This window comes from Candidatus Poribacteria bacterium, assembly GCA_016866785.1.
GTDB lineage: Bacteria > Poribacteria > WGA-4E.
In genome coordinates, this window is the sequence record VGLH01000025.1 from 1 (window position 1) to 21,749 (window position 21,749).

The 21,749-nt window shown below is 65.2% G+C and carries 16 protein-coding genes; 4 read left to right on the forward strand and 12 right to left on the reverse strand.

The genetic code is table 11. The features are described 5' to 3' along the window. The 3 genes from FJZ36_05565 to FJZ36_05575 all read right to left on the reverse strand — a co-directional run. The coding region (locus tag FJZ36_05565) for a hypothetical protein (protein ID MBM3214364.1) at positions 1-2,184 on the reverse strand (2,184 nt) is incomplete at its 3' end. After that, a complete protein-coding gene (locus FJZ36_05570) occupies positions 2,181-2,894 on the reverse strand; it encodes a hypothetical protein (protein ID MBM3214365.1) in 714 nt (237 codons plus the stop codon). The genes FJZ36_05570 and FJZ36_05565, both read right to left, overlap by 4 nt. Then, the gene (locus FJZ36_05575; GenBank protein MBM3214366.1) at positions 2,891-3,304 is read right to left on the reverse strand and encodes a tetratricopeptide repeat protein; all 414 of its coding nucleotides are present in this window, start codon (positions 3,302-3,304) and stop codon (positions 2,891-2,893) included. Before FJZ36_05575 ends, FJZ36_05570 begins: the two co-directional genes overlap by 4 nt. 55 nt (positions 3,305-3,359) lie before the next feature. Between FJZ36_05575 and FJZ36_05580 the strand changes: the two genes are divergently transcribed. The 4 genes from FJZ36_05580 to FJZ36_05595 are packed head-to-tail and all read left to right on the forward strand — an operon-like array spanning position 3,360 to position 11,568. After that, positions 3,360-5,969, forward strand: coding sequence for an extracellular solute-binding protein (locus FJZ36_05580; protein MBM3214367.1), 2,610 nt, complete (start codon positions 3,360-3,362; stop codon positions 5,967-5,969). Further along, entirely contained in the window at positions 5,966-7,678 is a 1,713-nt protein-coding gene (locus FJZ36_05585) for an ABC transporter permease subunit (protein ID MBM3214368.1), read from the forward strand. Before FJZ36_05580 ends, FJZ36_05585 begins: the two co-directional genes overlap by 4 nt. Beyond that, the gene (locus FJZ36_05590; protein MBM3214369.1) at positions 7,675-8,514 is read left to right on the forward strand and encodes an amidohydrolase; all 840 of its coding nucleotides are present in this window, start codon (positions 7,675-7,677) and stop codon (positions 8,512-8,514) included. The genes FJZ36_05585 and FJZ36_05590 overlap by 4 nt, the downstream gene beginning before the upstream one ends. Positions 8,515-8,550: 36 nt before the next feature. Then, a complete protein-coding gene (locus FJZ36_05595; GenBank protein MBM3214370.1) occupies positions 8,551-11,568 on the forward strand; it encodes an SMC family ATPase in 3,018 nt (1,005 codons plus the stop codon). Between the two features lie 5 nt (positions 11,569-11,573). On the opposite strand, the gene FJZ36_05600 is transcribed toward FJZ36_05595, so the two are convergent. From FJZ36_05600 to FJZ36_05640, 9 genes are all read right to left on the reverse strand, one after another. After that, complete coding sequence (locus tag FJZ36_05600) at positions 11,574-12,446, reverse strand: pentapeptide repeat-containing protein (protein MBM3214371.1); 873 nt, start codon at positions 12,444-12,446, stop codon at positions 11,574-11,576. A 66-nt stretch (positions 12,447-12,512) separates the two neighbouring features. Further along, positions 12,513-14,684: a polyphosphate kinase 1 gene (gene ppk1, locus FJZ36_05605; protein ID MBM3214372.1), complete on the reverse strand. Its 2,172-nt coding sequence runs from the start codon at positions 14,682-14,684 to the stop codon at positions 12,513-12,515. Between the two features lie 20 nt (positions 14,685-14,704). Continuing rightward, on the reverse strand, positions 14,705-16,192 hold the full coding sequence (locus FJZ36_05610) for a sigma-54-dependent Fis family transcriptional regulator (GenBank protein ID MBM3214373.1): 1,488 nt from the start codon (positions 16,190-16,192) through the stop codon (positions 14,705-14,707). A gap of 7 nt (positions 16,193-16,199) precedes the next feature. After that, entirely contained in the window at positions 16,200-17,900 is a 1,701-nt protein-coding gene (locus FJZ36_05615) for a GAF domain-containing protein (protein MBM3214374.1), read from the reverse strand. 36 nt (positions 17,901-17,936) lie between these two features. After that, complete coding sequence (locus FJZ36_05620) at positions 17,937-18,713, reverse strand: LamG domain-containing protein (protein MBM3214375.1); 777 nt, start codon at positions 18,711-18,713, stop codon at positions 17,937-17,939. Continuing rightward, complete coding sequence (locus FJZ36_05625; GenBank protein MBM3214376.1) at positions 18,710-19,480, reverse strand: hypothetical protein; 771 nt, start codon at positions 19,478-19,480, stop codon at positions 18,710-18,712. The genes FJZ36_05620 and FJZ36_05625 overlap by 4 nt, the downstream gene beginning before the upstream one ends. Before the next feature lie 95 nt (positions 19,481-19,575). Next, on the reverse strand, positions 19,576-20,697 hold the full coding sequence (gene mutY, locus FJZ36_05630) for an A/G-specific adenine glycosylase (protein MBM3214377.1): 1,122 nt from the start codon (positions 20,695-20,697) through the stop codon (positions 19,576-19,578). A gap of 4 nt (positions 20,698-20,701) precedes the next feature. Next, on the reverse strand, positions 20,702-21,361 hold the full coding sequence (locus FJZ36_05635; protein MBM3214378.1) for a DUF4126 domain-containing protein: 660 nt from the start codon (positions 21,359-21,361) through the stop codon (positions 20,702-20,704). Then, positions 21,318-21,743 carry a VOC family protein gene (locus FJZ36_05640; GenBank protein MBM3214379.1) on the reverse strand — a complete coding sequence of 142 codons (426 nt, stop codon included), beginning with the start codon at positions 21,741-21,743 and terminating at the stop codon, positions 21,318-21,320. Before FJZ36_05640 ends, FJZ36_05635 begins: the two co-directional genes overlap by 44 nt. Positions 21,744-21,749 lie beyond the last annotated feature (6 nt).

Sequence of the window (21,749 nt, forward strand, 5' to 3'; positions counted from 1 at the left end):
TCCGCCGGGAACCCCTAGGAATGATGGCGGCAGCGATCCGCGCCATGCACCGAGGCTCGCGGACAGGTTCGTGGAAGCGCCCAGACGCCTCGCAGCTCCTGCGACGACAGACCACTCGCGCTCCGATGCTCTGTCCCTTCCCGGGCCCGTCGCGTGGAACGCCGTGTGACTTCCCGCCCCAACCGAGAACGCGATACCGGATCGGTTCCACAGGCTGCCAAGACCGACATCCGGCGCGCCCACGGACACCGGTGTCACCATCGCGTAGCCACGGACGCCTCCCGTCCAGCCCGACAGGTCGGCGCGAAGGGACGCTCTGGGTCTGCCGTCGTCATCGGTCGCCAGGAGAAGCCCGAACCGATCCAGCTCAGGAACCGATGGTACCCGCGCCGACTCGACTTGAGGCTCCATCGGACTGTGGCGCTCCGGCATGTGCTCGGCGAACGACTCGCGTTCCACAGGCTCGCGGAGCAGCTCTCCGGCATCAAGCGTGAAGATCGATACGCCTACGTCCGCTTGCGCGGAGAAAGACAGCCGCCGGCCGTCCGGCGAGAACGACGGTTCCTGCGCAGGTACGAGCAGCTTCGTCGCCTGGCTGATCCCCGAACCGTCGGACGACGCCGTATAGACGTCTCGCGTGCCGTCGAGGTCAGCCGTGAACACGAACGACCCGCCGTCCGGGGCCCACGCGGGAGACCCGACGCCGGCTCCCTCGACGAGCGTCTCCGAGCGTCGCGTCGCTAGGTCGAGCCGCACGATCCGCGACACGCCGTCCTGCTCCGAGGAGTAGAGCACTTGGGCGCGAGACGCTGGGTCCAGGGCAGGTTCCGAATCGAACGCCGAATCGTCCGTCAGCCGAACCCACTGTCCGCGAGTCAGGTCGATCTCATAGAGGTCGGACTGACCGAGCCGAACTCCCGCAACGACAACCACCTCATCGCTTCGGAAGACCGGAGACCAGATGTCGTCCAACGGGGAGCGGAGATGGTGGGTACGCCGCTTCGTGACGGCGTTGGTGACGTCCAAGAACGTCCCGCTCGCCTCGTGCACCACGTACGCGAGGCGGTCACCGTCGGGAGACCACGCCAGCGCCCTGCCACGCGTGTCGATGCCGGACTGACGGTTCGCGGAATGCGACGTGACGGATCGAACGCGCTTCCCGTCGCGTGCGGAGATCAGCCACACTTCGTCGGTGCGGCCCGTCCTTGCCACGCAAGCGATGACCTCGCCGGTGGGCGACCAGGCTGGGTCAGACACGACCTCGGCGCCTTCCGGGCGAAGCTCCACAGCGACGCTGTTGAGCGTCTGCCTCGACCGGATCAGAGGCCAGTACCGCTTCTTCAGCGAACGGTGCCATCGCTGGGTGAGGCGTTCCCCATCGAGCCCGATTCGCTCGATCAGAGCCTCGTCGATGCCTCGTCGCTGACTCAGCAGTCGGACGATGTCACCCAGCGCGGGCTCGCCGAACGTACCCGCCACGTACGACACGGCGGAGTAGGAGTGCATCGCCGCGAGCGGCAGGTCCGTCTTGGAGAAGTCCGTCAGCTCATCGAGGGGCAGCAACCGGTTCCCCAGGCTCGCGCCCCGTAGGATGAGTTCGCCGCCTGCCGACGGTTCTCCTGCGAAGTAGAGCGCGAGACCGTACGTCAGCCAATCCGGGGCGTGTGAGCGCAGCCGCCCACGGAGCCAGCTCGACCTGGCGTTCAGCATCCTGGCGACGGCTTCGTGGACTGCCGCGTGGGTGACGTCGCGTCGCAGTTCCGCGTAGGAGCCGTCGAACACGATGATGCGCCGCCGCCGAACGTGCCGCGTCCAGAGCGCGCCTTCGGGGTTCTCCGACGCGATGGGTATCTGGGATTCCGCCAGGAACCGGCTCGACGGGAGAACCATCCAGGTCGGACGTCCTGCCCACGTCATCCCCAGCCGACGTTCGATGTCGGCGATGGACGCTTCGGCGGCTGCGGCGGCAGCCTCAGCGACGATTCGCGCGTGCCCCGGGTACAGAACGACGACCTTGTCGGTACGGATCGCTTGCCAGGAGCTCCGCGCCGTCGGGCGATCTTGGGCTGGCGCGGTCTCAGGAGACGCGACGACCTGCTCCTGCGATGCCCCGGTCACGGGCGGCAGCATCAGAACTGCGCCCAGCAGGGCCGCAAGCCAGCCTCTTTGACGGACTGGGCTCATCGCGCCAGGTACCTTTCCTCGGTTTCGTAGTGCGGCGCCACCCGACGGAGGAAGTCCCGAACCGGGGCGCGGATCAAGCGCCCCACAACGCTGGACTGCCCGGCGACCTCACGCACGACGTAGCCGACAACCGATTCCTGCTGCTGCAACTGCCGCCGGCGTGTGAACGGCAGAACCACTTCGCCGGACTCCGCGTTCCACACCGCCAGCTCGACGCTGACGTAGTGGGTGCGAACGATCTGCGTCTCGATGTCCGTGACGTACCGCTGCTGTTGGTAGGAGTACCGCTCCACATACTGACGGCGCGGCGACGCGACGCTGTAGTATCGCACGATGCCGGCGACGATTGCGTCGCTCTCGAGCATGCCGCCCCACGACCGGATGTATTCAGGGTCGCGCAGCGTCTCCGCCGTCAGTTCCTCGCGAGACAGCGCGGCACTCGTGGTCGATGCCGGCACAATCGGCAGATTCGTGGTTCGCGTCAGGCTGCGCCGGACCATCGTGGTCAGCTCGTCGAGCTCGTCTGCTTGCAGCCGGTTGTCCTGGTCTACGAAGGGCAAGACGGCGATCCGGCGATACCGGGACAGATCGACCTCAGACCCGACGCGCACGCGCATCGGCACGACGACGGACGATCCGCATCCCAGTGCCCACGCGGCACAGAGCAAGATTGCCAGCCGTCGACTTCGTGCCTGCAAGCGCCGGTTCATGGAAGGGGTTCCGCCTCGTCCGTATCGTCTCCCGGGTCATCCGACGCGTCGCTGTCCGGCGGCGGAGGCAGCTCAGCCGCGCGGGTCCGATGCGCCTCGCCGCGACGAAGGTTCCGTTGATAGTCGGCATTCCCAGGATCTAGGGCGACGGCTCGGCGGTACTCCGCGAGTGCATCGTCGAAACGCGCTTGGGATTCGTACGCCACGCCCAGATTGTTGGCGATGCGCGGATCGTTCGGCGAAATCGAGCGCGCTTGCTCCCACCGCAACGCGGCTTCGAGCCACAGTCCGTGACGCGCGGCATCGATGGCGTAACCGTTGTACGCGTCGGTCATCTCCGGTGCGACGCCGCAGCCGGTCACTAGAGCCGAGACGGCGCACAGGGCGGCTCCAGTAAGGCGGAGACTCATCGAGTGTCGGGTTCGGCTGGAGCCCAAGTCGCGCCTGCCTTCCGTTCCGAGGACGATGCATTCTAGCCAAGCGCAGGGCGGGGGCGCAACCAGGCGAGGAACCGCCGCTCGCGTCGCGTTGACCACTGCCGCTGCGCGTGCTAGATTCCGACCACCCCGCGACGTCCCGTCCGAAAGGTCTGCACACCGAATGCCCCGACGGAACCTGCCGACGCGACTCGTTCTCGCCGCCCTGATCTCGATTGCCGTGGGATATGGTTCGCGGGCCCTCGCGCAAGGCGATGGCGCGCAGCCACCGGTCGAGCTCGTTGTGTGGGGGCTCGGCGAAGGCGAATCCCAGATCGGTCGGATCGCAGCGATGGACGAGTTCGAGCGCCGCTGGAACGCAGACACGCGCCGCGTCGCTCAGTTCGGTCCGGTCCGGCTGGTGCAGTCCGTCCAGGGCGGACGGATGAACCCGCAGAAGCTGATGACGGCGATCGCCGGCGGCGCGCCACCCGATGTCATCAACCAAGACCGCTTCTCCATCGGAGGGTGGGCGGCGCGCGACGCCTTCCTGTCTCTGGACGACTTCCTCAACGCCCAATCGCCCGACGATCCCCTGGCGATCCGCGAGCAAGACTACTTCGCCGCCTGCTGGCAGGAGGCGGTCTACAACGGGCGGGTCTACGCGATCCCCAATAGCACCGACGACCGGCTGCTCTTCTACAACAAAGGCCTGCTGAAGGCGGCGGGCTACGTCGACGAACACGGCGAGACTCGACCCCCGAAGAATTGGGACGAGCTCAAGGAATACGCAGTCAGACTGACGTCGCGCGACGAACTGGGCAACATGGAACGCGTGGGCTTCATCCCGAACTACGGCAATAGCTGGCTCTACCTCTATGGCTGGCAGAACGGCGGCGAGTTCATGAGCCCGGATGGTAGCCGCGCCACGCTGGACGACCCGCGCATCGCCGACGCGCTGGACTGGATCACCGACGTCTACGATGCGCTCGGAGGCAGACCTGCCGTCGAGAGCGTCGTCTCGACATTCCAGCCCGGGGCTCTCGATCCGTTCCTTACGGGTCGGCTCGCGATGAAGATCAACACCAACGGCGAGTTGGGCAACATCGCGCGCTATATGCCCGACTTGAACTTCGGCGTCGCCCCTGCCCCGATGCCGCCCGGGCGAGAGGATTCGCCGATCACATGGTCCGGCGGGTTCTCGTGGGCGATACCGAGGGGCGCTGCCCATCCCGAGGTCGCGTGGGAGTTCATCCGGTGGATGGTCAGCGAAGAAGCGACGCTCCTGATGAACCGGGTCCGCGACCGCTACAATCGCGCTCGCGGACGGCTCTACGTGCCGGACATGTCGGCGAACCGGCGAATCAACGATGTCGTGTACGCCCAGTTCGTCGAGCGCAGCCCGTACCTGCCCCCGGCGTTCAAGCAATACTCGCGGCTCGCAGCGGACATGATGCCCGCCAGTCGGTTCCGCCCCGTCACGCCAGTCGGTCAACTCTTGTGGGACGAGCACGCGCGCGCCTTCGAACGCGCGACGAGGCACGAGTACTCGTCCCAGGAAGCTCTGCAGCTCGGAACGCGCGAAGTCCAGCGGGAGCTGGATCGTCTGCATCGCGACACGGGCGGCGTGCCGATGCGATGGGGTCTGCCTGTCGCGGCAATTCTGGCGGCGCTGATCGTTGCCGGCGCGTTCCTCGTCGCGCGTGCGTACCGGCGGCGCGCTGGCGCGTGGCATCGACGCGGCGTGCTCGAAGGGCTGGCGGGTCTCGCGTTCGTCTCTCCGTGGCTCGTTGGGTTCGCCGTCTTCACGGCAGGACCCGTTGTCGCGTCGATCCTCATCAGCTTCACGGAGTACGATGTGCTCCACCGAGCCGAGTTCGTGGCGTGGCGGAACTACTGGGAGCTGCTCGCCGCCGACCCGGTGTTCTGGAAGGCGTTGGGCAACACGGCGTTCATGGTCCTCGGAGTTCCCATCGGTATGGCGGTCGGACTGGGGATCGCCCTCCTGCTGAACGCGGATGTGCGCGGCATGGCTGCCTACCGGACGGTGTTCTACCTTCCCGCCATCGTCCCGGTCGTCGCGAGCTCGGTGCTCTGGATCTGGGTCCTCAACCCAGACGGTGGACTGCTGAACTCAGGGCTCCGCTTCCTGCGGGTCGAGGGCATTCTGACCTGGCTCGCGCGCGCTGCGGGAGCCGGCGGGCTCTACTGGCTGCAGGAGCAGGTTCTGGCGAAGCCCGCCATCATCCTGATGGGGCTGTGGAGCGCCGGGTCGAGTATGATCATCTGGCTCGCAGGGCTCAAGGGCATTCCTTCGCACCTCTATGAAGCCGCTGCCATTGATGGCGCGAACCGCTGGGAACGGTTCGTCCACGTGACGCTGCCCATGCTGAGCCCGTACATCTTCTTCAATCTCATCATGGGCATCATCGGAACCTTCCAGATATTCACGCAGGCTTATGTGATGACGCAGGGCGGACCGGCGGACGCGACGCTCTTCTACGTCTACTACCTCTTCAACAGCGCGTTCCAGTACTTCCGCATGGGCTACGCGTCGGCGATGGCTTGGATCCTCTTCGCGATTGTCCTCGCGCTAACGCTGATCCAGCTTCGGCTCGCGCCACGATGGGTTCATTACGAGGCGGACGACACGCCATGACCTCAGACGCCGCTCCGCCGACCCGACGGAGGACCCGGAGCGCGACCGCGCAACGCGTGGTGCTGCACGTCGCCCTTTGGGTGGGGGCGGCGGTCTTTGCGCTCCCGTTCGTGTGGCTCGTCGCGACGAGCGTGAAGTGGGACCGCGAGGTGTTCGCCGAGAGCCAGAGCTGGCTCGCCCGACTCGTTCCGCGCCTGCCATATCGCGTGGATCGCACGCCGTACATCGCGGTCGCTGAGACGCCCGATTTCGTCCGACCCGGCTCGCTGAGCCGGCGCGACTGGGACGCGCTGAGGGACCGCCTCGAACCGGTGCTGTGGGACGCGGTTCAGCCTGCCATCGCCAAACAAGAGGTCCCGGATCCGCTCCGCAACGATATCCGTCGCACGATGACTCGCGACCTGTGGCGTCGAGTCATCGGCGAGGTGCCCGAGGAGCTCTGGCGCCAGCCCACATCGAGGATCGTGACGGAGGTCGCCGCGCGCGTGACGCCGGAGAAGGTCGCCGCGGCGTGGAGCTCGGTCTACCGGTCGGTCAGGATCGGCGCGCCAACCATTCAGGCGCTCGACCAAAGCGACTACGCGCTCGAACGGATGGATTGGCACGTGGCGCGCGGGGAGCTACGGGCAGTGGCTCCGGGAATCGACGTCAACGCTGGCACGGAGCTCTGGACGAACTACCAGAGGACTCTCCAGCGTTCCGTCGTGGGCTTGTTTTACGCCGACGCCAAGCTGCCCATCGATCCTGCCAAGGTCCGCGCCATTACGATCCCAGTGCATGGGGATGAGTCGTACCACCACTTCACCGCCTCGGTCGAAGTGAGCGGCGCGACCTACCAGAGCAGCGAGCCCATCGTCCTACGCAACTACACGTGGCAGGAGGTCACGCTCCAGGTTCGCGGCAACCCGCTCCCGCACGAACGCGAGAACATCCAACTGTCGCCAGCCACCAGCTCCGCCGGCGCGAGCTTGTCCGGCAATCTGCGCGTCACGCTGACGCTACACCGAACTCCATATTGGCAAGCGATCTGGCGGAAGTTCGCCCGAAACTACGAGGACGCCTCGACCTTCGTTCGCTTCTGGCTCTTTGTCAGGAACACGGTCCAGATCACGGCGTTGAGCATCGTCGCGCAGCTTCTTTCGTGCTCTCTGGCCGCCTTCGGGTTCGCCCGTCTGCGATGGCCCCTGCGCGAGCCGACGTTCCTCGTCCTGTTGAGCACGATGATGCTGCCGCCCCAAGTCACGATGATCCCTGTCTTTCTCATCATGCGGCGGCTCGGGCTCTATGACACGCTCCACCCGCTCTGGATCGGGTCGCTGTTCGGGAGCGCGTTCTTCATCTTCCTGCTGCGGCAGTTCCTGCTCGGAGTGCCGCGCGACTTGGAGGACGCTGCGAAGATCGACGGATGCAGCTACTTCGGCATCTACTGGCGCATCATGCTCCCTCTCGTCAAACCGGCGCTCGCGGCAATCGCCATCTTCCAGTTCATGGGCGCTTGGAACGACTTCCTGGGCCCTCTCATCTACGTCAGCAGTGAGCGCAACACGACGCTCTCGCTCGGGCTTCAGATGTTCCAGTCGCTGCACACGAACGAGTACGGAATGCTAATGGCGGCGGCGACCGTGATGGCGATCCCGGTCATCGTCGTGTTCTTCGTCGCTCAGCGCTATTTCATCCAGGGAGTAACTCTGACGGGCATGAAGGGATGACCGCCTTGATCGTCGATACGCACACGCACTTCTACGACCCGACCCGTCCGCAAGGCGTTCCGTGGCCGCCCAAGGACGACGCCGTGCTCTACCGAACGGTTCTGCCGGAACATCTGCGGGCGCTCGCCGAACCGCTCGGGATCGCAGGAACCGTTGTCGTCGAAGCGAGCCCTTGGCGCGACGACAACGATTGGATCCTCAGCCTGGCTGCGGTGGAATCCTATATCGTCGGCTTCATCGGGAACCTCGACATCACGGGAACGGAAGTCCTGGATGACCTGGCGCGGTTGGGAGCGAATCCGATGTTCCGAGGGCTCCGCATCGGGTCTGCCGCTTTGCATCGCGCGATGGACGATGGCTCATTCCGCGTCTTCGCCGCGTTGGCAGACCAGGACCTAACGCTGGACCTCCTCGCCGGAGCCGACGATCTGCCCGCCGTCCGGCGACTGGCTGCGGCGTTCCCGCGTCTGAGAATGGTCCTCGATCACATCGCGCATGTGCGCGTCGACGGTCAGGCTCCGAACCCTGGGTGGAGAGACGGCATCGAGCGTCTTTCGGACACGCCGAACGTGTTCTGCAAGGTGTCGGGCATGGTCGAGGCGACTGGCTTGAGCCCTGCGCCGTCCGATCCGGGCTTCTATGCGCCGACGCTCGATGTGCTTCGGGGTTCCTTCGGTGATGGGCGGCTCGTATTCGGAAGCAACTGGCCCGTCTGCGAACGGTTCGCGAGCTACGCGACCGTGCTCCGCATTCCAGAGCAATACTTCTCGACCTGCGGCGCGACCGAACAGGTCTTTTCGCTCACCCACGTTGCGGCGTATGGGCGGCGAGCTTGACAGTCGCCGGCGGCAAACCCGGTAGAGCCCAGGGCGATGCTGGTTCACAAAGTCCATCTCCGAAACATCCGAAGCTACCACGACGAGACGCTGGAGTTCGGCGGGGGCGTCCATTTCATCTGCGGTCCTAACGGGGCCGGCAAGACCAGCATCATCGAGGCGATCGGATTCGCGCTGTTCGGAGCGTCGCCTGAGCATCTCGCCCGGTTCGTCCGGGAAGGTCAGACCCGTGGCGACGTGCGCGTGTGGTTCCGCGCCAACGATCACCGTGACTACATTGCCGAGCGTGCCATCCGCGTGTCTGGACGCACAGCGTCCAGCTCGTGGTCGATCCGAGATGCGGCGACGGACGACCGCGAGATCGCCCACGGCGCGGCTGACGCCGAGTTCTTCCTGAGGCAGCACCTGCTGTCTTCGGTCGACGACCGCCCGCTGAGCGAGCTGTTCGCCAAGGTCGTCGGAACCGCGCAAGGATCGTTCACCGCTCCGTTCCTCGACACGCCTTCCCAACGCAAGGCGGCGTTCGACTCCTTGCTCCGCGTCGCCGCCTACAAACGGACGTTCGAGCGAACGTCCGGGATCGACTCCCGGTTGTCGGATCGCCTCGCCGAGCTTGGAAGCCAGATCGCGCGCGTGAGTGAAGAGGCTGCGTCGCTGGAGGGCATTCGCGCTGAGATCGAACGCATCGAAACCGAGATCGAGAGCCGGAAGGCAGCGGTAGAGGACCTGGATCGCCGATGCGCCGAAGCCGAGCAAGCCGTCACCAACCTCGAAGCCGCTCGACAGCGACTGTACTCCGCTCGGGCAAAGGCGCTCGAGCTGCACTCGACCTTGTCGGATGCCAGCGCGCGCGCCGAAGCCGCATCCGCTAGGCTCGAGGAAGCTCAACAGGCAGCGGTTGCCCTGGAGGACGCCCGCCCAGCGCACGAGCGCTATCTCCGCGTGATGGAACGGCTGGAGCACCTGCGCCAGCGCCAACGTCAGGCCAGCGAGCTGCGAGCTGAGTTGGCGCGTGCCGCCGAACGGGCTGACCAGGCGGAGAATGAGCTACAGCGTACGAGGGCGCTTCTGGCGGACGCCCATGCGACGTGCGACGCGACCTCAAGAGCTCGTGCGAACGCGGAACAAGCTCTCAACGACCTCGAGAAGCGGCAAGTCACCCGAGCCGAAACCATCGAGGATCGTATCAGCGGCTTGCAGCGAGCCAACGATTCGCTTCGAGCCCTGAGCGCCGTTCGACACGATCTGGCGCAGATCGAAACCGATGCGCGTGAAGCGGTTCGCTCCGCGGCTGTGCTCGACGCCGAGATCAGCCGATACGATACCGAGCTGAGCCAGCGACCCGACGTCGCCGAGATCGCCGCGTCGGAAGGCGCGCGCGTCAGCGAGAAGGAAGAGGCTGTCCGGGCGCTCAGCAGCGTGTCCGCCTTGAAGGAGCAGGCTCGGTGCAACCTCGACTTGGCGGCAGATGGGCTATGTCCGATCCTGGGAGAGCCATGCCGTAACGTCGAAGGCGATTTGGCGACGCATTTCGTCCGCGAGCTCCGACTGCTGGAGTCCGAGGTCGAACAGCGGACACTCGACGTCGCCAATGCCAGCGAAGCCCTGGAGCGCTCCACAGACGCCCGGATGCGCCTCTCGCGCCTGGATCGCGCGCACGACCGCCGCGAAGACGCCGTCCGCGAGCGAGAGTCGCTGGTCGCGCGCGTCAGATCGCAACTCGAACGCGTGCGGTGGGACGAATGGGCAGAGGCGGCGCCGTCTCTGGCGGACGCCCTCCGCAAGCTGGCGCCGGACCCGAAGGCGCGCGGCGAGCTCGACGCGCTGCTCGGCGAAGTCGGGAGCCTTCAGTCCGTGCTGGACTCGCGTGAATCGGACGAGCTGACGGGGCTTGGCGAGGCGCTGGCGCAGGCGCGGCAGAAGGTGGAAGCGGCGTACGACGACTGGGCATCAAGGCTCGACGGTGCGCTGTCGGCCGCGCAACGCGAGCTCTTCGAAGCGCGCCGTCTCGAAGACGAACTGCGAGTTGCCCAGGCGGAGATGGATCGGCTCTCGTTCCAGATGCGCCAAGCCGAGAACGAACGCGCCCGGCACGAGCAGGCAGAGCGCGAGCTTGTCGCACGGATCGGCTCCTATCAGCGCGACCTGGATGCGGCAAGGGAACGAGTCACGGCATATCAGGGCATTGACGAACTGGTGGCGTCCGTCGAAGCGGAACAGCGAGACTTGTCACCCGGATACACCCGATTCCTTGAGAACCGTGGCATCGCCGCCGAGCTCTCCGAACGTCAACGACTCCACGAGCAGGCGAAGTCAGCCGCCGCCGCCGCAGACCGAGAGCACAAGGCGGCGCAAGCGACAGTCGAGGACATTGCGTCGCGTTTCCGCGAGGAGGATCTTCGGGAAGCGACGGAGCGTAGCCGGTGCTTAGTGCGCGATGCCGAGAAAGAGCGCGGCGCGATCGCTGGCTTGGACCTCGAGCTGCGAACGGTCCATGACAAGGCTTCCCGACTCAGCGACCTCGAGCGCCTACTCGCCGATGCTCGGGCCCGACGAGAACAGCACGAGCGTATTCGCGAGCTTTCCAGGTTCGTCCGCACCCGCGTGTTGAGCCGTGCGGGAGAGCGGATCGCCCAGGCGTACCTTCGACGCGTCAGCGATGGAGCGACAGCAATCTACAGGACGCTCGCCAAGGAAGCCGCCGATCTGGAGTGGACGTCGGACTACGACATCAACCTGCGCACCAGCGAGACGGGCCCATCGCGGCAGCGCGTGTTCCGCCAACTCTCCGGCGGCGAGCAGATGACGGCTGCGCTTGCCGTGCGTCTCGCCCTGCTTCGCCTCGTGTCGGATCTCGGGTTCGCCGTCTTCGACGAACCGACCACGAACCTCGACAGCGACCGGCGCGCGCATCTCGCCGCCGCCCTTCCCGACCTGCGAAACGTGTGCCCGCAGCTCTTCGTGATCAGCCACGACGATACGTTCGACACCGTGGTGGAGCAGGTGATCCGCATCGAGAAGACGCCGGATCGAGGCAGCCATCGGGTTCTCTGACGAACCTAGCGCTGCAGCACCATCTTGTGGTCGAGTGGGTCGAAAGCCGGGGGGAAGGCGGTATCTGGCGAGTAGAGCGCCCCAGTGACATCGGCATCGGTCAGGTCGGCGTCCGTGAGGATCGTTCCGACAAGCTGCGCTCCCCGCAGGTCGCACCCCGTCAGATCCGCGCCCGTCAGGTCAGCCTCTTGCAGATCGGCGCGAACGAGCGTGGCTCCGCGCAGGTTGGTCCTCCGCAGACACGCCATCGAAGCCAGCGCATGGGTCAGATCCGCCGAGGCGAGATCGGCGTCCCGCAGTTGCGCGCCTGCCAACCCGGCAGCGGAAAGGCGCGCGTGGTGGGCGGTCGCGCCGGATAGGTCGGCTTGCCAGAGACGCGCCTCGCGCAAGCCCGCGTATCGGAGCGTGACGCGCGATGCCATCGCGCCGACCAGATGGGCTCCGTCCAGTTGCGCCCAGTCCCAGTCCGAGTCCTCGAGACGGGCGTAGTCCAACCGGGACCCTCTAAAGTCGGCGCCACGGACATGCGAACCTGCGAGGTCGGCTCCCTGCAAGCTCGAGCTGGCGCACATCGACCACTGGAGGTTGACGCCGGTCATCTTCGCGTTCTGCAGATTGGCTCTGACAAGGTTGGCGTCTTCCAGAACCGCACGAGTGAGAACGGCTTCCTGCAAGCTCGCTCTGGCGAGCACGGACCACCGCAAATCGGCTCCTTCGAGTCGAACGCCTTGGAGCAAAGCGCTCGACAAGTCCACGCCGCGAGCATTCGCGCCCCGAAGCACTGCGCCCTGCAGATCCGCGCCTCGGAGCTGTCGCCATCGCAGGTCCGCCCCTTCCAGTGCGCCCCACGGTGTCGGGTCGTTTAAGCGGGAACGCATTCATGGCTCCGGCGTGGACAGGCGCAACGCGCTCTGCGGAACAAACCTGGTTTGGGCGTCTGACGTTCAAAATTCGGGTGGTTGTCGGAGCAGGAAGTCGGCGCTGAATGGTCGCAGTGGGTGGATCCGATGCTGCGATTCCGCAAGCGAAAGGAACTCCGCCTGGCTATCGACACGGCTTCCGATCGGTTCCCGATGCCACGTGTAGGACCCGTCCGCGTGCAACTCGCGAGCCCCTCGGCTGTCGCGCAGTCCCAAGCCGAGCACCTCATCGATGAGACGCTGGCGGTGCCCGGGGTCCTCGATGGGGAACATCACCTCGACCCGCCGCAGGAAGTTCCGGGGCATCCAATCGGCGCTGGATAGATACACTTCCTCGTCGCCGTTGTTGTGGAAGTAAACGATCCGACTGTGTTCGAGGAACCGTCCGACGATGCTCCGCACTCGGATCCGCTCACTCACGTCAGGGATCCCAGGTCTGAGACAGCAGATGCCGCGAGCGATCAGGTCGATCTCCACGCCAGCGCACGAAGCCCGATAGAGCGCCTGAATGATCTTGGCGTCGACGACGGAGTTCATCTTGGCGATGATCCTGGCAGGACGCCCCTGGCGGGCATGCTCCTCTTCTCGACCGATCAGGTCGACGGTCATGTCGCGCAGCCCGAGCGGAGCGACCGATAGCCGGCGCCATTGCGGGAACTCCGAGTAGCCGGTCAGGATGTTGAAGATACGGGATGCGTCCCTGCCGAACTGCAGGTTGCACGTCAACAGCCCAAGATCGGTGTAGAGCCGGGCTGTGGAGGAGTTGTAGTTGCCGGTTCCAAGGTGGACGTAGCGTCGCAGGCGTTCTTCGCCAGCCTCTCGTCGCACGACCAGCAGGAGCTTGCAGTGGGTCTTGAGACCGACGAGTCCGTACACGACGTGGACACCGGCTTCTTCGAGACGCCTCGCCCAGGTGATGTTCGCTCGCTCGTCGAATCGCGCCTTGAGTTCGACGAGGGCTGTGACCTGTTTCCCGTTCTGGGCAGCCTTCACTAGAGCTTGGATGATCGCCGAGTCGCCGTCGGTTCGGTAGAGCGTCTGTTTGATCGCCAGCACGTTCGGATCATCCGCTGCCTGCTCCACGAACCGGATCACGGGCTCGAACGACTCGTAGGGGTGGTGCAGCAGGATATCGCGCTCCCGTATCGCTGCGAAGATATCGCGCTGTCCCCGGAGCTGGGAGACGAAGTGCGCTGCGAATGGCGCATGCAGGAGGTCGGGTCGGTCGATGGATAGAGCCAGACCCATCAGATCGCTGGGTCGGAGGAGGCCTTCGACGGCGTAGATGTCGTCCGGCATGATCTCCAGGTCGTCGGTGAGTTGGAGCACCAGATCGCGCGAGCACCGGGACGTCACATCCAGCCGGACGACCGCGGAACTGTCGCGCTTGCGGATCTCGTCCTCAATCGTCTCCAGCAGGTCCTCGCCCTCTTCCTCGTCGATCTCGATGTCGCTGTCTCGCGTGACACAGAACGGATGGACATCGACGAGCTGCAGCCCCTCGAAGAGCTCGGCGACGTGCTGGACGATGACGTCTTCCAGGAGCACGAACTGGTCGCCGCCGCCCGGTAGACGGACGAACCGAGACAAGCCTCGCGGCACTTGAACCACGGCGAAGTACGGCGCGTCCTGTCGGCGGTTGGGTCCGAGAAGCCGGATCGCCAGGTTCAGGGTGCCGCTGCGGAGTTGTGGGAACGGGTGGCCCGGATCGATGGCGAGTGGCGTCAGGACCGGGAACACCTGCCGGTGGAAGTAGTCTTCAGCCCATGCAGCCTGTTCCGGGGTCAACTCCCCCATCTCGAGGATTGAGATGCCCTCCTCGCGCAGGGCAGGTAGGAGCTCGTGCAGAAGGCATGTGTAGAGCTCGCTGACTTGCTTGTGGCAGTTCTCGGAGATCGCGGCGAACTGCTCGTCGGGCGTGAGCCCGTCAGGCCCAGCCTGCGTGCTGTTGAGAGCGACAAGCCGTTTCACGCCAGCCACCCGGATCATGAAGAACTCGTCCAGGTTGCTGGAGACGATGGCGACGAACTTGAGCCGCTCTAGCAACGGCTTCTCGACGTCACGAGCCTCGCCGAGTACGCGCCCGTTGAACTCGATCCAGCTCAACTCGCGATTGATGTAGAGACTAGGATCGCGGAACCGACGGCCACGGCCATCCTCAGAACCTTCCTCGTCCGCCTTCTTGGACTGCCGCATATGGACCTCCCTCTGACAGGCTAGCTCTCATCGGTCCGGCGCGAGATCAGCACGTCTTTGCCGATCTGATACCGGTCCATCTTGCTCCGCAGCGTGTTGCGAGCAATGCCCAGGAGCTCCGCTGCCCGCTTCTGGTTCCCCTTGAGCCGTTCCAGGGCGCGCGTGAGCAAGAGACGCTCGATGTACGCAAGCGCTCCTTCGGTCGGCGGGCTCGCCAGGACTGAGTCCAACCCGGATATCAACATCTGCTCAGGTGACTGTGTCACCGTCTGCTGAACCGCCGCGACGGGAGCGTCGCTCTCGAGCTGCAAGTCCGCTCGCGTGATCGTGCCGCCTCTGCTCAGCAGCACGGCTCGCCGCAGGCTGTTTTCGAGCTCCCGGACGTTCCCGGGCCACGGGTACGACTTCATGAACCGCATGACGTCGTCGCTGACGACATCCACCGTCTTGCCGAGCTCCTTCCCGAACCGAAGGAGGAAGTACCGCACCAGTTCCTCGACGTCGTTCCCGCGTTCCCGCAGCGGCGGTAACTGGATCGACACCACGTTGAGACGGTAGAAAAGGTCCTCGCGGAACTGCCCCCGCTCGACAGCCGCCTGCAGGTTCTTGTTGCTGGCTGCCATGATGCGAACGTCCACGCGGATCGTTCGCTGGCTTCCCACGCGCGTGATCTCGCCGTCCTGGAGCACGCGCAGCAGCTTCGCCTGGAGCGACAGCGGCATGTCGCCGATTTCGTCGAGGAAGATGGTCCCTCCGTCGCACTCCTCAAACCGACCGATGCGCTGGCGGTCTGCGCCAGTGAACGAGCCCTTTTCGTGACCGAACAGCTCGCTCTCCAGAAGGTTCTCTGGAATCGCCGCGCAGTTGATCGGCATCATCGGCCGCGAACCCCGGGGCCCGTAGCGCCAGATGGCGCGAGCCACCAGGTCCTTGCCGGTCCCGCTTTCGCCCGTGATGAGCACGGTCACGTCGGTCTCGGCAACGCGCCCGATGAGTTTGTACACCTCCTGCATCGGCGGCGACGAGCCGATCAGATTGTCCGTCTCATCGGCGCGCTCTGTAGACGGCACGGCGAACGCGCCGCTGCGCGTCGTCGCCTGACGCTGTTCGGCATCCGCCAGCGCCTGGTCGATGCTCTGACGCATCTTCGGCATCTCAGGCGGCTTGATGAAGTACTCGTACGCTCCGAGCTTCATCGCCTCGATGGTGTGGCGCGTCGAACTGAACGCCGTCATCACGATGACCGGCAGCAGAGGATGGCTCTCGCGGATCGCCACGAGCGCGTCCAATCCGCTGATTCCCGGCAGCTTGATGTCCAGGATGACCAGGTCCGGCGGTTGCGTACGGATCGCCTCAAGACCCTCCTCGCCAGAGGTCGCCTTCAGCAGCGCGTAACTGTCGCCCAACACGCGCTGGAACGCGAAGTGGATGTTCTCTTCGTCGTCGACGATGAGGATCGTCTTGGTCTTACGTCCAGTCGTCATAGTGCCCTTTGGCGTGATCGCCACGGTCGGCTCATTGGCGACTCGATAGAGGCAGCGTGATCGTGAAGCACGTGCCCGATGAGGAGCTGACCGCTTCGATCTGCCCCTGGTGGTCCCCGACGATGCGACGGACGATGGAGAGCCCCAATCCCACGCCGTTGTCCTTGCTCGTGTTGAACGGCTCGAACAGCCGGGCTTGAATCTCCGGAGGAATCCCCACGCCCGTGTCACGAACTCGTACCTTGACGCTCGATCCCGCGGCGCCCGTCTCGACGGTGAGCGTCCCGCCCTTCGGCATCGCGTCCATCGCATTGAGGAATAGGTTCACGAACACCTGCTCCAGTTGCGTCGGATTGGCGAGAACGATTGGGGCGGACTCTGCGAACTCGATGGCGATATCGACCTCTTGGCGAGACGCGCGCGGTTCCAGCAGCCGGATACCACTGCGGATGGTCTCGTGCAACGATACGGTCTGCCAGCGCGTCGCGTCCGGCTTCGCGTACCCCAGGTACTGTTCGACGATTGCCGCGAGCCGGTTCACCTCCGCGCTGATGACGCTGCGGTCGTCGTCCATTAACGGAATCGCGGAATCGAGTAGCATCTTGATCACCGTCAGCGGGTTCCGCACTTCATGGGCGAACCCGATGGCGACCTCGCCTGCCGTTCCGATCTTCTCGAGCCGCCGGACCTGCTCTTCGAGATTCATCAGCCGGTTGTAGAGCCGTGCGTTCCGAATGGCAATCGCCGCCTGATCCGCCAAGCTGGTGGTGATCGACACCTCCTCGCGCTTGAAGACGTGACGATGCCCTTTGTAGATGCTCAACACGCCGAGGACGTTGTCGCGGAACAGCAGCGGAACCGCCAGCAACGACCGCAAGCCCTCCTGCCGCGCGAGATCGGCGAATTGATAGCGACCATCCCGCTGGACGTCGTCCACGACGACCGGTAGCTTTGTCCGTATCACCTCGCCGATCCGGCTCTTCGACACCGGCAGCGGCGGCTTTCCGGCATATCCGTGGCTCTGCCCGGCGACCGCGCTCGTGACGAGTTCCAGCCCGTCTTCGGACAGCAACGACAGAGCGGCGATCCGAGCCTCCATGATGTGAACGGCGTGCTGAACGACGCGGTTCAGGAGCAGCTCCAGGTCGAGCGTCTGCGACACGCTCTTCCCGATGTCGAACAGCGCGTGGAGCACCTCAGCCCGCTGCTGCGTCTCGCCGAACAGGCGGGCGTTCTGGACTCGCGGCGCCATCTGCGTCGCGAACTCGAGGAGCGTCCGCGCGTCTTCGTCCGAGAACGCCTCCGGATGGAGCGTGTTGACGTCGAGCGAACCGATGACCACTTCGCCGAGCCGCATCGGAACCGCCATCTCGGAGCGGACGTCGATGTCTCCCGCGATAAAGCGCGGCTCGAACCGAGTGTCCGGCACGATCATGGGCGTGTCGTGCTGGACGACCCAGCCGATCACACCCTCCCCAACGCCGATCTTGAGGTTTCGGACCGTCTCCTCGGAGAACCCCTTCGTCAGAGGGATGATGAGGATCCGGGTCTCCTCGTCGACGAGAACGAGCGATCCGGCATCGGACTGCGTCAGCGTCAGCGCGCCGTCCAAGACGCTCGAGTACATGCTGTCCGGGTCCAGTGGGAACCCGATCGACCGCACCAGCGCGTCGATCTCCGCCTGTCGTCTGCGCGGCAACCGTACGCTCTCGATGGAGGACAGGCTCTTCACCGGACCCCTCTGACCGTCATCTCGAATCAGCGTCGGCTAGCGAACGCTCTTGAGCTCGCCCCAGCGCGTCGCAGCCTTGTCGCGGGCTTGGACCGCGGTCGCCGTATAGCCCTTGATGACCGCAGCGAGTTCAGTCTTCGTGATCCCCCGCTTGTAAAGGAACGCCTCATCGACGCCCCCGATGTACGTCTCGCCGCCGTACTTGCCCAGCCCAAGCGTGGTTGCGGGTCGGTCGACCTTGCCCTTGAGGTTCGCTGTCGAATCTAGCTCGCCATTCACATACAGACTGAGCACCGACCCGTCGAACGTCCCCGCGATGTGGGTCCATTCCCCCTGCTTGATCTTCTTCTGACCCCATACCAGCGTGATCCCGCCCCCGCTCCACACGCCGAAAGCCCAACCGTCAGGGTTCTGCTCGGTCGCCGACTGGTCCTCGAGCAGGTAGCCGGAATCTCGTCGGAGACCTGTGTCGGAGTCCTTGTCGATGCGGAACCAGCCACCGATGCTGAGACCATCGACAACGGAGTTCAGGCTGTCCGAGATCGGCACGACGGCTCCGTTTTGCGGGCTCGCCAACAGCGCCTGACCCCACTTGCCCGACGTCCACTTGGCGGCTGCGTCCAAGGTCGCCGTGTTCTTGGCTCCTGACGAATCGAGCGCCTCGTTGCCCTTGCCCTCGTCGAAGAGCCAGAGACCCACGAGACCGTCCGTAATGTCCGCTCGCACCGCGCCGACCAGCCACATCGCTCCAATGCACACACATACCAGCTTACGCAGCATCGCTACCTCCTTCGCGTACCCGTAACCGCTCATGCCGCGTCGTCTCCGCTCCCCCGCCCAAGCAAGTGGAGCAGCCTGCGCGGATGGTTCGAAGTGATCGAATCCACCCCGTATTCGACGAGCTGCGCCATGCGCTCCGGCTCATCGACCGTCCACGTCCACACGGCGAGCCCTCGCATACGGGCTGCCCGCACCAACTCGGGCGTCACACCCGAATGATGCCAGTTTAGCCCTTGAAGCCTCGCCCGCAGCGCGCGCTCGATGCCACGCGCGATCAACTCGCGACCATCGGTCTTCTGCAGAGAGGCGAACTCATCGTCCCAGTCGAGACAGATCGTCAGGCTGGGTTCTTCCGAATGAACCCGACGCGCTCGAGCTTCCGTGCATCCGGACACGACGACCTCGCGGAGCATCCCCGCGTCTCGCACGGCTCGGACGGTCGGCGAGACAGCGGCGTCGCACTTGATATCCAGATTCATCAGGCATCGTCCGCGAGCCAGCTCGAGGGCTTCCGCCAGCGTCGGAACGCGCTCGCCCCGGAAGCGTTCGTCCTTCCACGCGCCTGCGTCGAGTCGTCGCACGGCGTCGAAGTCCATATCCACCACGGTTCCCTTGCCATCCGTCGTGGCGTCCACCGTGTGGTCATGCAGGAGGATCGCCCTTCCATCGCGCGTCAGACGGACATCTACTTCGACCACGTCGACACCGAGCCGGATCGCCTGCTCGATGCTGACGAGGGTGTTGGCGGGCGATTCGCCTGAGTTGCCTCGATGACCCACGACCGTCGGCAGTGTTCGCACACGGGCTCCTTAGAGATGGACTCGCTTCCGAATATGCCGTTTTGCGCCGACACTGCGATTCTAGCACGGCAGGCAGACCGTGTTGAAGGCGCGACCTAGAACAGCGTCGGGTCGCCCGGACCGTCGAAGGCGTGCGACAGCAGTCTGCGCTGCGGGTTCGATAGGGCGTAGTCGCCCAGTTCGTCCTGCGCGACCCATACGGCTGCGTCGCAGGCAAGGGGCTCGGGGTCGCCGCCGACCCACTGCGCGCGAAGGCCGTGCAACGTCACTCGGTGCCGTGTGACGCTGTGTCGGATGCGCGCGAACGGCATCGGCTCGGAGACCTCGATGCCGCAGACTTCCTTTGCCGCCCGACGCGCGGCAGACCTCAACGGCTCTCCGAGGTCTCGGCGCACGCGTGGAAGCTCCCACAGCCCAGCCCACAGACCGTCGCGGGACCGTTTTGCCAGAACCAACGAGTCTCCCTGCTGGACGAGGATCGCGACATCCTCGACATGCGAGGTCTGGGACCTATCCCGAACCTCCGGGTAGCGTGACTGCTTGTCCGTGGCGTTTGCCTGGCAGGACCCGGATAGGGGACACTCCCCGCACTTCGGGTCGGTGGGCTTGCACACGAGCGCCCCGAGCTCCATGAGCGCGGCGTTGTGGTTCCGAGGATCGTCCGGCGAGACGAGTCGGGACGCAATCGCCCACAGCCGCCGGTTCGTTGCGGAGGACTTCGGGTCCCCAACGACGCAGAACAGACGCGCGAGCACTCGCATGACGTTGCCGTCGAGAATCGGTTCCGCGATACCGTACGCGAGGCTCGCCACCGCTCCCGCCGTGTACCGCCCAATGCCCGGTAACGAGCGAAGCGAGCGGGCATCAGCCGGTACCCGTCCCCCATACTCGGCGACGATCCTGCGGGCTGACTCGTGCAGGTTCCTCGCTCGGTTGTAGTAGCCCAACCCCTGCCAGATTCTATACACATCGTCCACGGACGCCGCCGCGAGTGCCGCCACCGTTGGGAACTTCGCGAGGAACCGGACATAGTAATCGCGGACCGTCGCGACCTGCGTCTGCTGCAGCATGATCTCGGACACCAGGATCGCGTAGGGGTCGTCGAGGTCGCGCCATGGAAGATCGCGCTTGGCGTCTCGGTACCATGCCAACAGGTCGGTACGAATCCGTTCGGCGAGACCGTCGGTCACGTCGCCGGTCAGGAGGTCGGAGCTCATGTCCCTACGGGCCCTTGGCGAGGTAACGGTCGAGGGCGCGGCTGAGGGCGCGGACAAACGCGAAGAACACTCGTGGGAGCACCAAGCCCATCGTGACTAGGGAGACGAACACAAAGCCGAGACTCCACACGGGTTGAAACACGGCGAGATACACGACCACGACGGTCAGCACGTCCTCCATGGCGCTCAGCCCCAGGTTGGAGTTCCGGTGCTGAGAGGCGTTGGCGGCGAAACGCACGCTCGCCTTGGTCGAGTGAGCGGCGAACGCGAGGCTCCCGCCGATAGCCGCCGCCCCCATACGTACCGCCAGCGAGTGACCATCCAGCGCCATGAACGAGAGCAGCGCGCCGCCTGGCGAGCGAATGAAGGTGTGCAGGGCATCCCAGAGGCTGTCGGCTTGCCGCGCCTTGTCGGCGAAGAACTCCAGACAAGCCATCAGCGTGGCTCCCGCAACGATGACCGTCGCGCCTAGAACGGACATCGACGATAGCAGTTCGGGCGCCGCTCCCATTCGGACCATCCAGCCCAACAGGGCGACGGTCGCGTAGAACCTCACGCCGGATGCCAGCGCGCATCCCAGCCACAGAGCCACGAGCGTCGTCGTCACGGGCAGCATGGGGTCAATCGCTTGCTTCCGTCTGGCTCCGAGCCTGCAGGGAGTCATCGAGTATCTGCATCAGTTCAATCCGTGTGCCATCGGGATCGGTGAGCCAGTACTGGAGACTGCCCGACTTTCCCTTCCGAACCGTGTCGTCGAGGGGCACGCCGCGTTCTCGGAGCTCTTCGAGCGTTGCTTCGAGATCATCCACGCGGAGACAGACGTGCGCGAATCCCGCCGAGCCCGGCGGTGGAGCGTAGGGATCGCCTGCGCCCGGAAACAGCTCGATGAAGTTGTCGCCGCTGAGTCGGATATAGACGATCCACGGCTTGCCGTCGTCGCCCAGAAGCCGGAACGCCTCACTCAACCCCAGCCCACGGCAGTCGAAGTCGAGCGATCGCTCCAAATCTGCGATCCGGTATGCAACGTGTCCCAAGCCGACGATCATCGAGAT

Excerpts from the sequence above, each read along its gene's own strand:
- FJZ36_05590 (MBM3214369.1), top strand. The coding sequence starts at position 7,675 with ATGACCGCCTTGATCGTCGATACGCACACGCACTTCTACGACCCGACC.
- FJZ36_05620 (MBM3214375.1), bottom strand. The coding sequence starts at position 18,713 with ATGAGCGGTTACGGGTACGCGAAGGAGGTAGCGATGCTGCGTAAGCTG.
- FJZ36_05575 (MBM3214366.1), bottom strand. The coding sequence starts at position 3,304 with ATGAGTCTCCGCCTTACTGGAGCCGCCCTGTGCGCCGTCTCGGCTCTA.
- FJZ36_05570 (MBM3214365.1), bottom strand. The coding sequence starts at position 2,894 with ATGAACCGGCGCTTGCAGGCACGAAGTCGACGGCTGGCAATCTTGCTC.
- ppk1 (MBM3214372.1), bottom strand. The coding sequence starts at position 14,684 with ATGCGGCAGTCCAAGAAGGCGGACGAGGAAGGTTCTGAGGATGGCCGT.
- FJZ36_05585 (MBM3214368.1), top strand. The coding sequence starts at position 5,966 with ATGACCTCAGACGCCGCTCCGCCGACCCGACGGAGGACCCGGAGCGCG.
- FJZ36_05640 (MBM3214379.1), bottom strand. The coding sequence starts at position 21,743 with ATGATCGTCGGCTTGGGACACGTTGCATACCGGATCGCAGATTTGGAG.
- FJZ36_05635 (MBM3214378.1), bottom strand. The coding sequence starts at position 21,361 with ATGACTCCCTGCAGGCTCGGAGCCAGACGGAAGCAAGCGATTGACCCC.
- FJZ36_05580 (MBM3214367.1), top strand. The coding sequence starts at position 3,360 with ATGCATTCTAGCCAAGCGCAGGGCGGGGGCGCAACCAGGCGAGGAACC.
- mutY (MBM3214377.1), bottom strand. The coding sequence starts at position 20,697 with ATGAGCTCCGACCTCCTGACCGGCGACGTGACCGACGGTCTCGCCGAA.
- FJZ36_05600 (MBM3214371.1), bottom strand. The coding sequence starts at position 12,446 with ATGCGTTCCCGCTTAAACGACCCGACACCGTGGGGCGCACTGGAAGGG.
- FJZ36_05595 (MBM3214370.1), top strand. The coding sequence starts at position 8,551 with ATGCTGGTTCACAAAGTCCATCTCCGAAACATCCGAAGCTACCACGAC.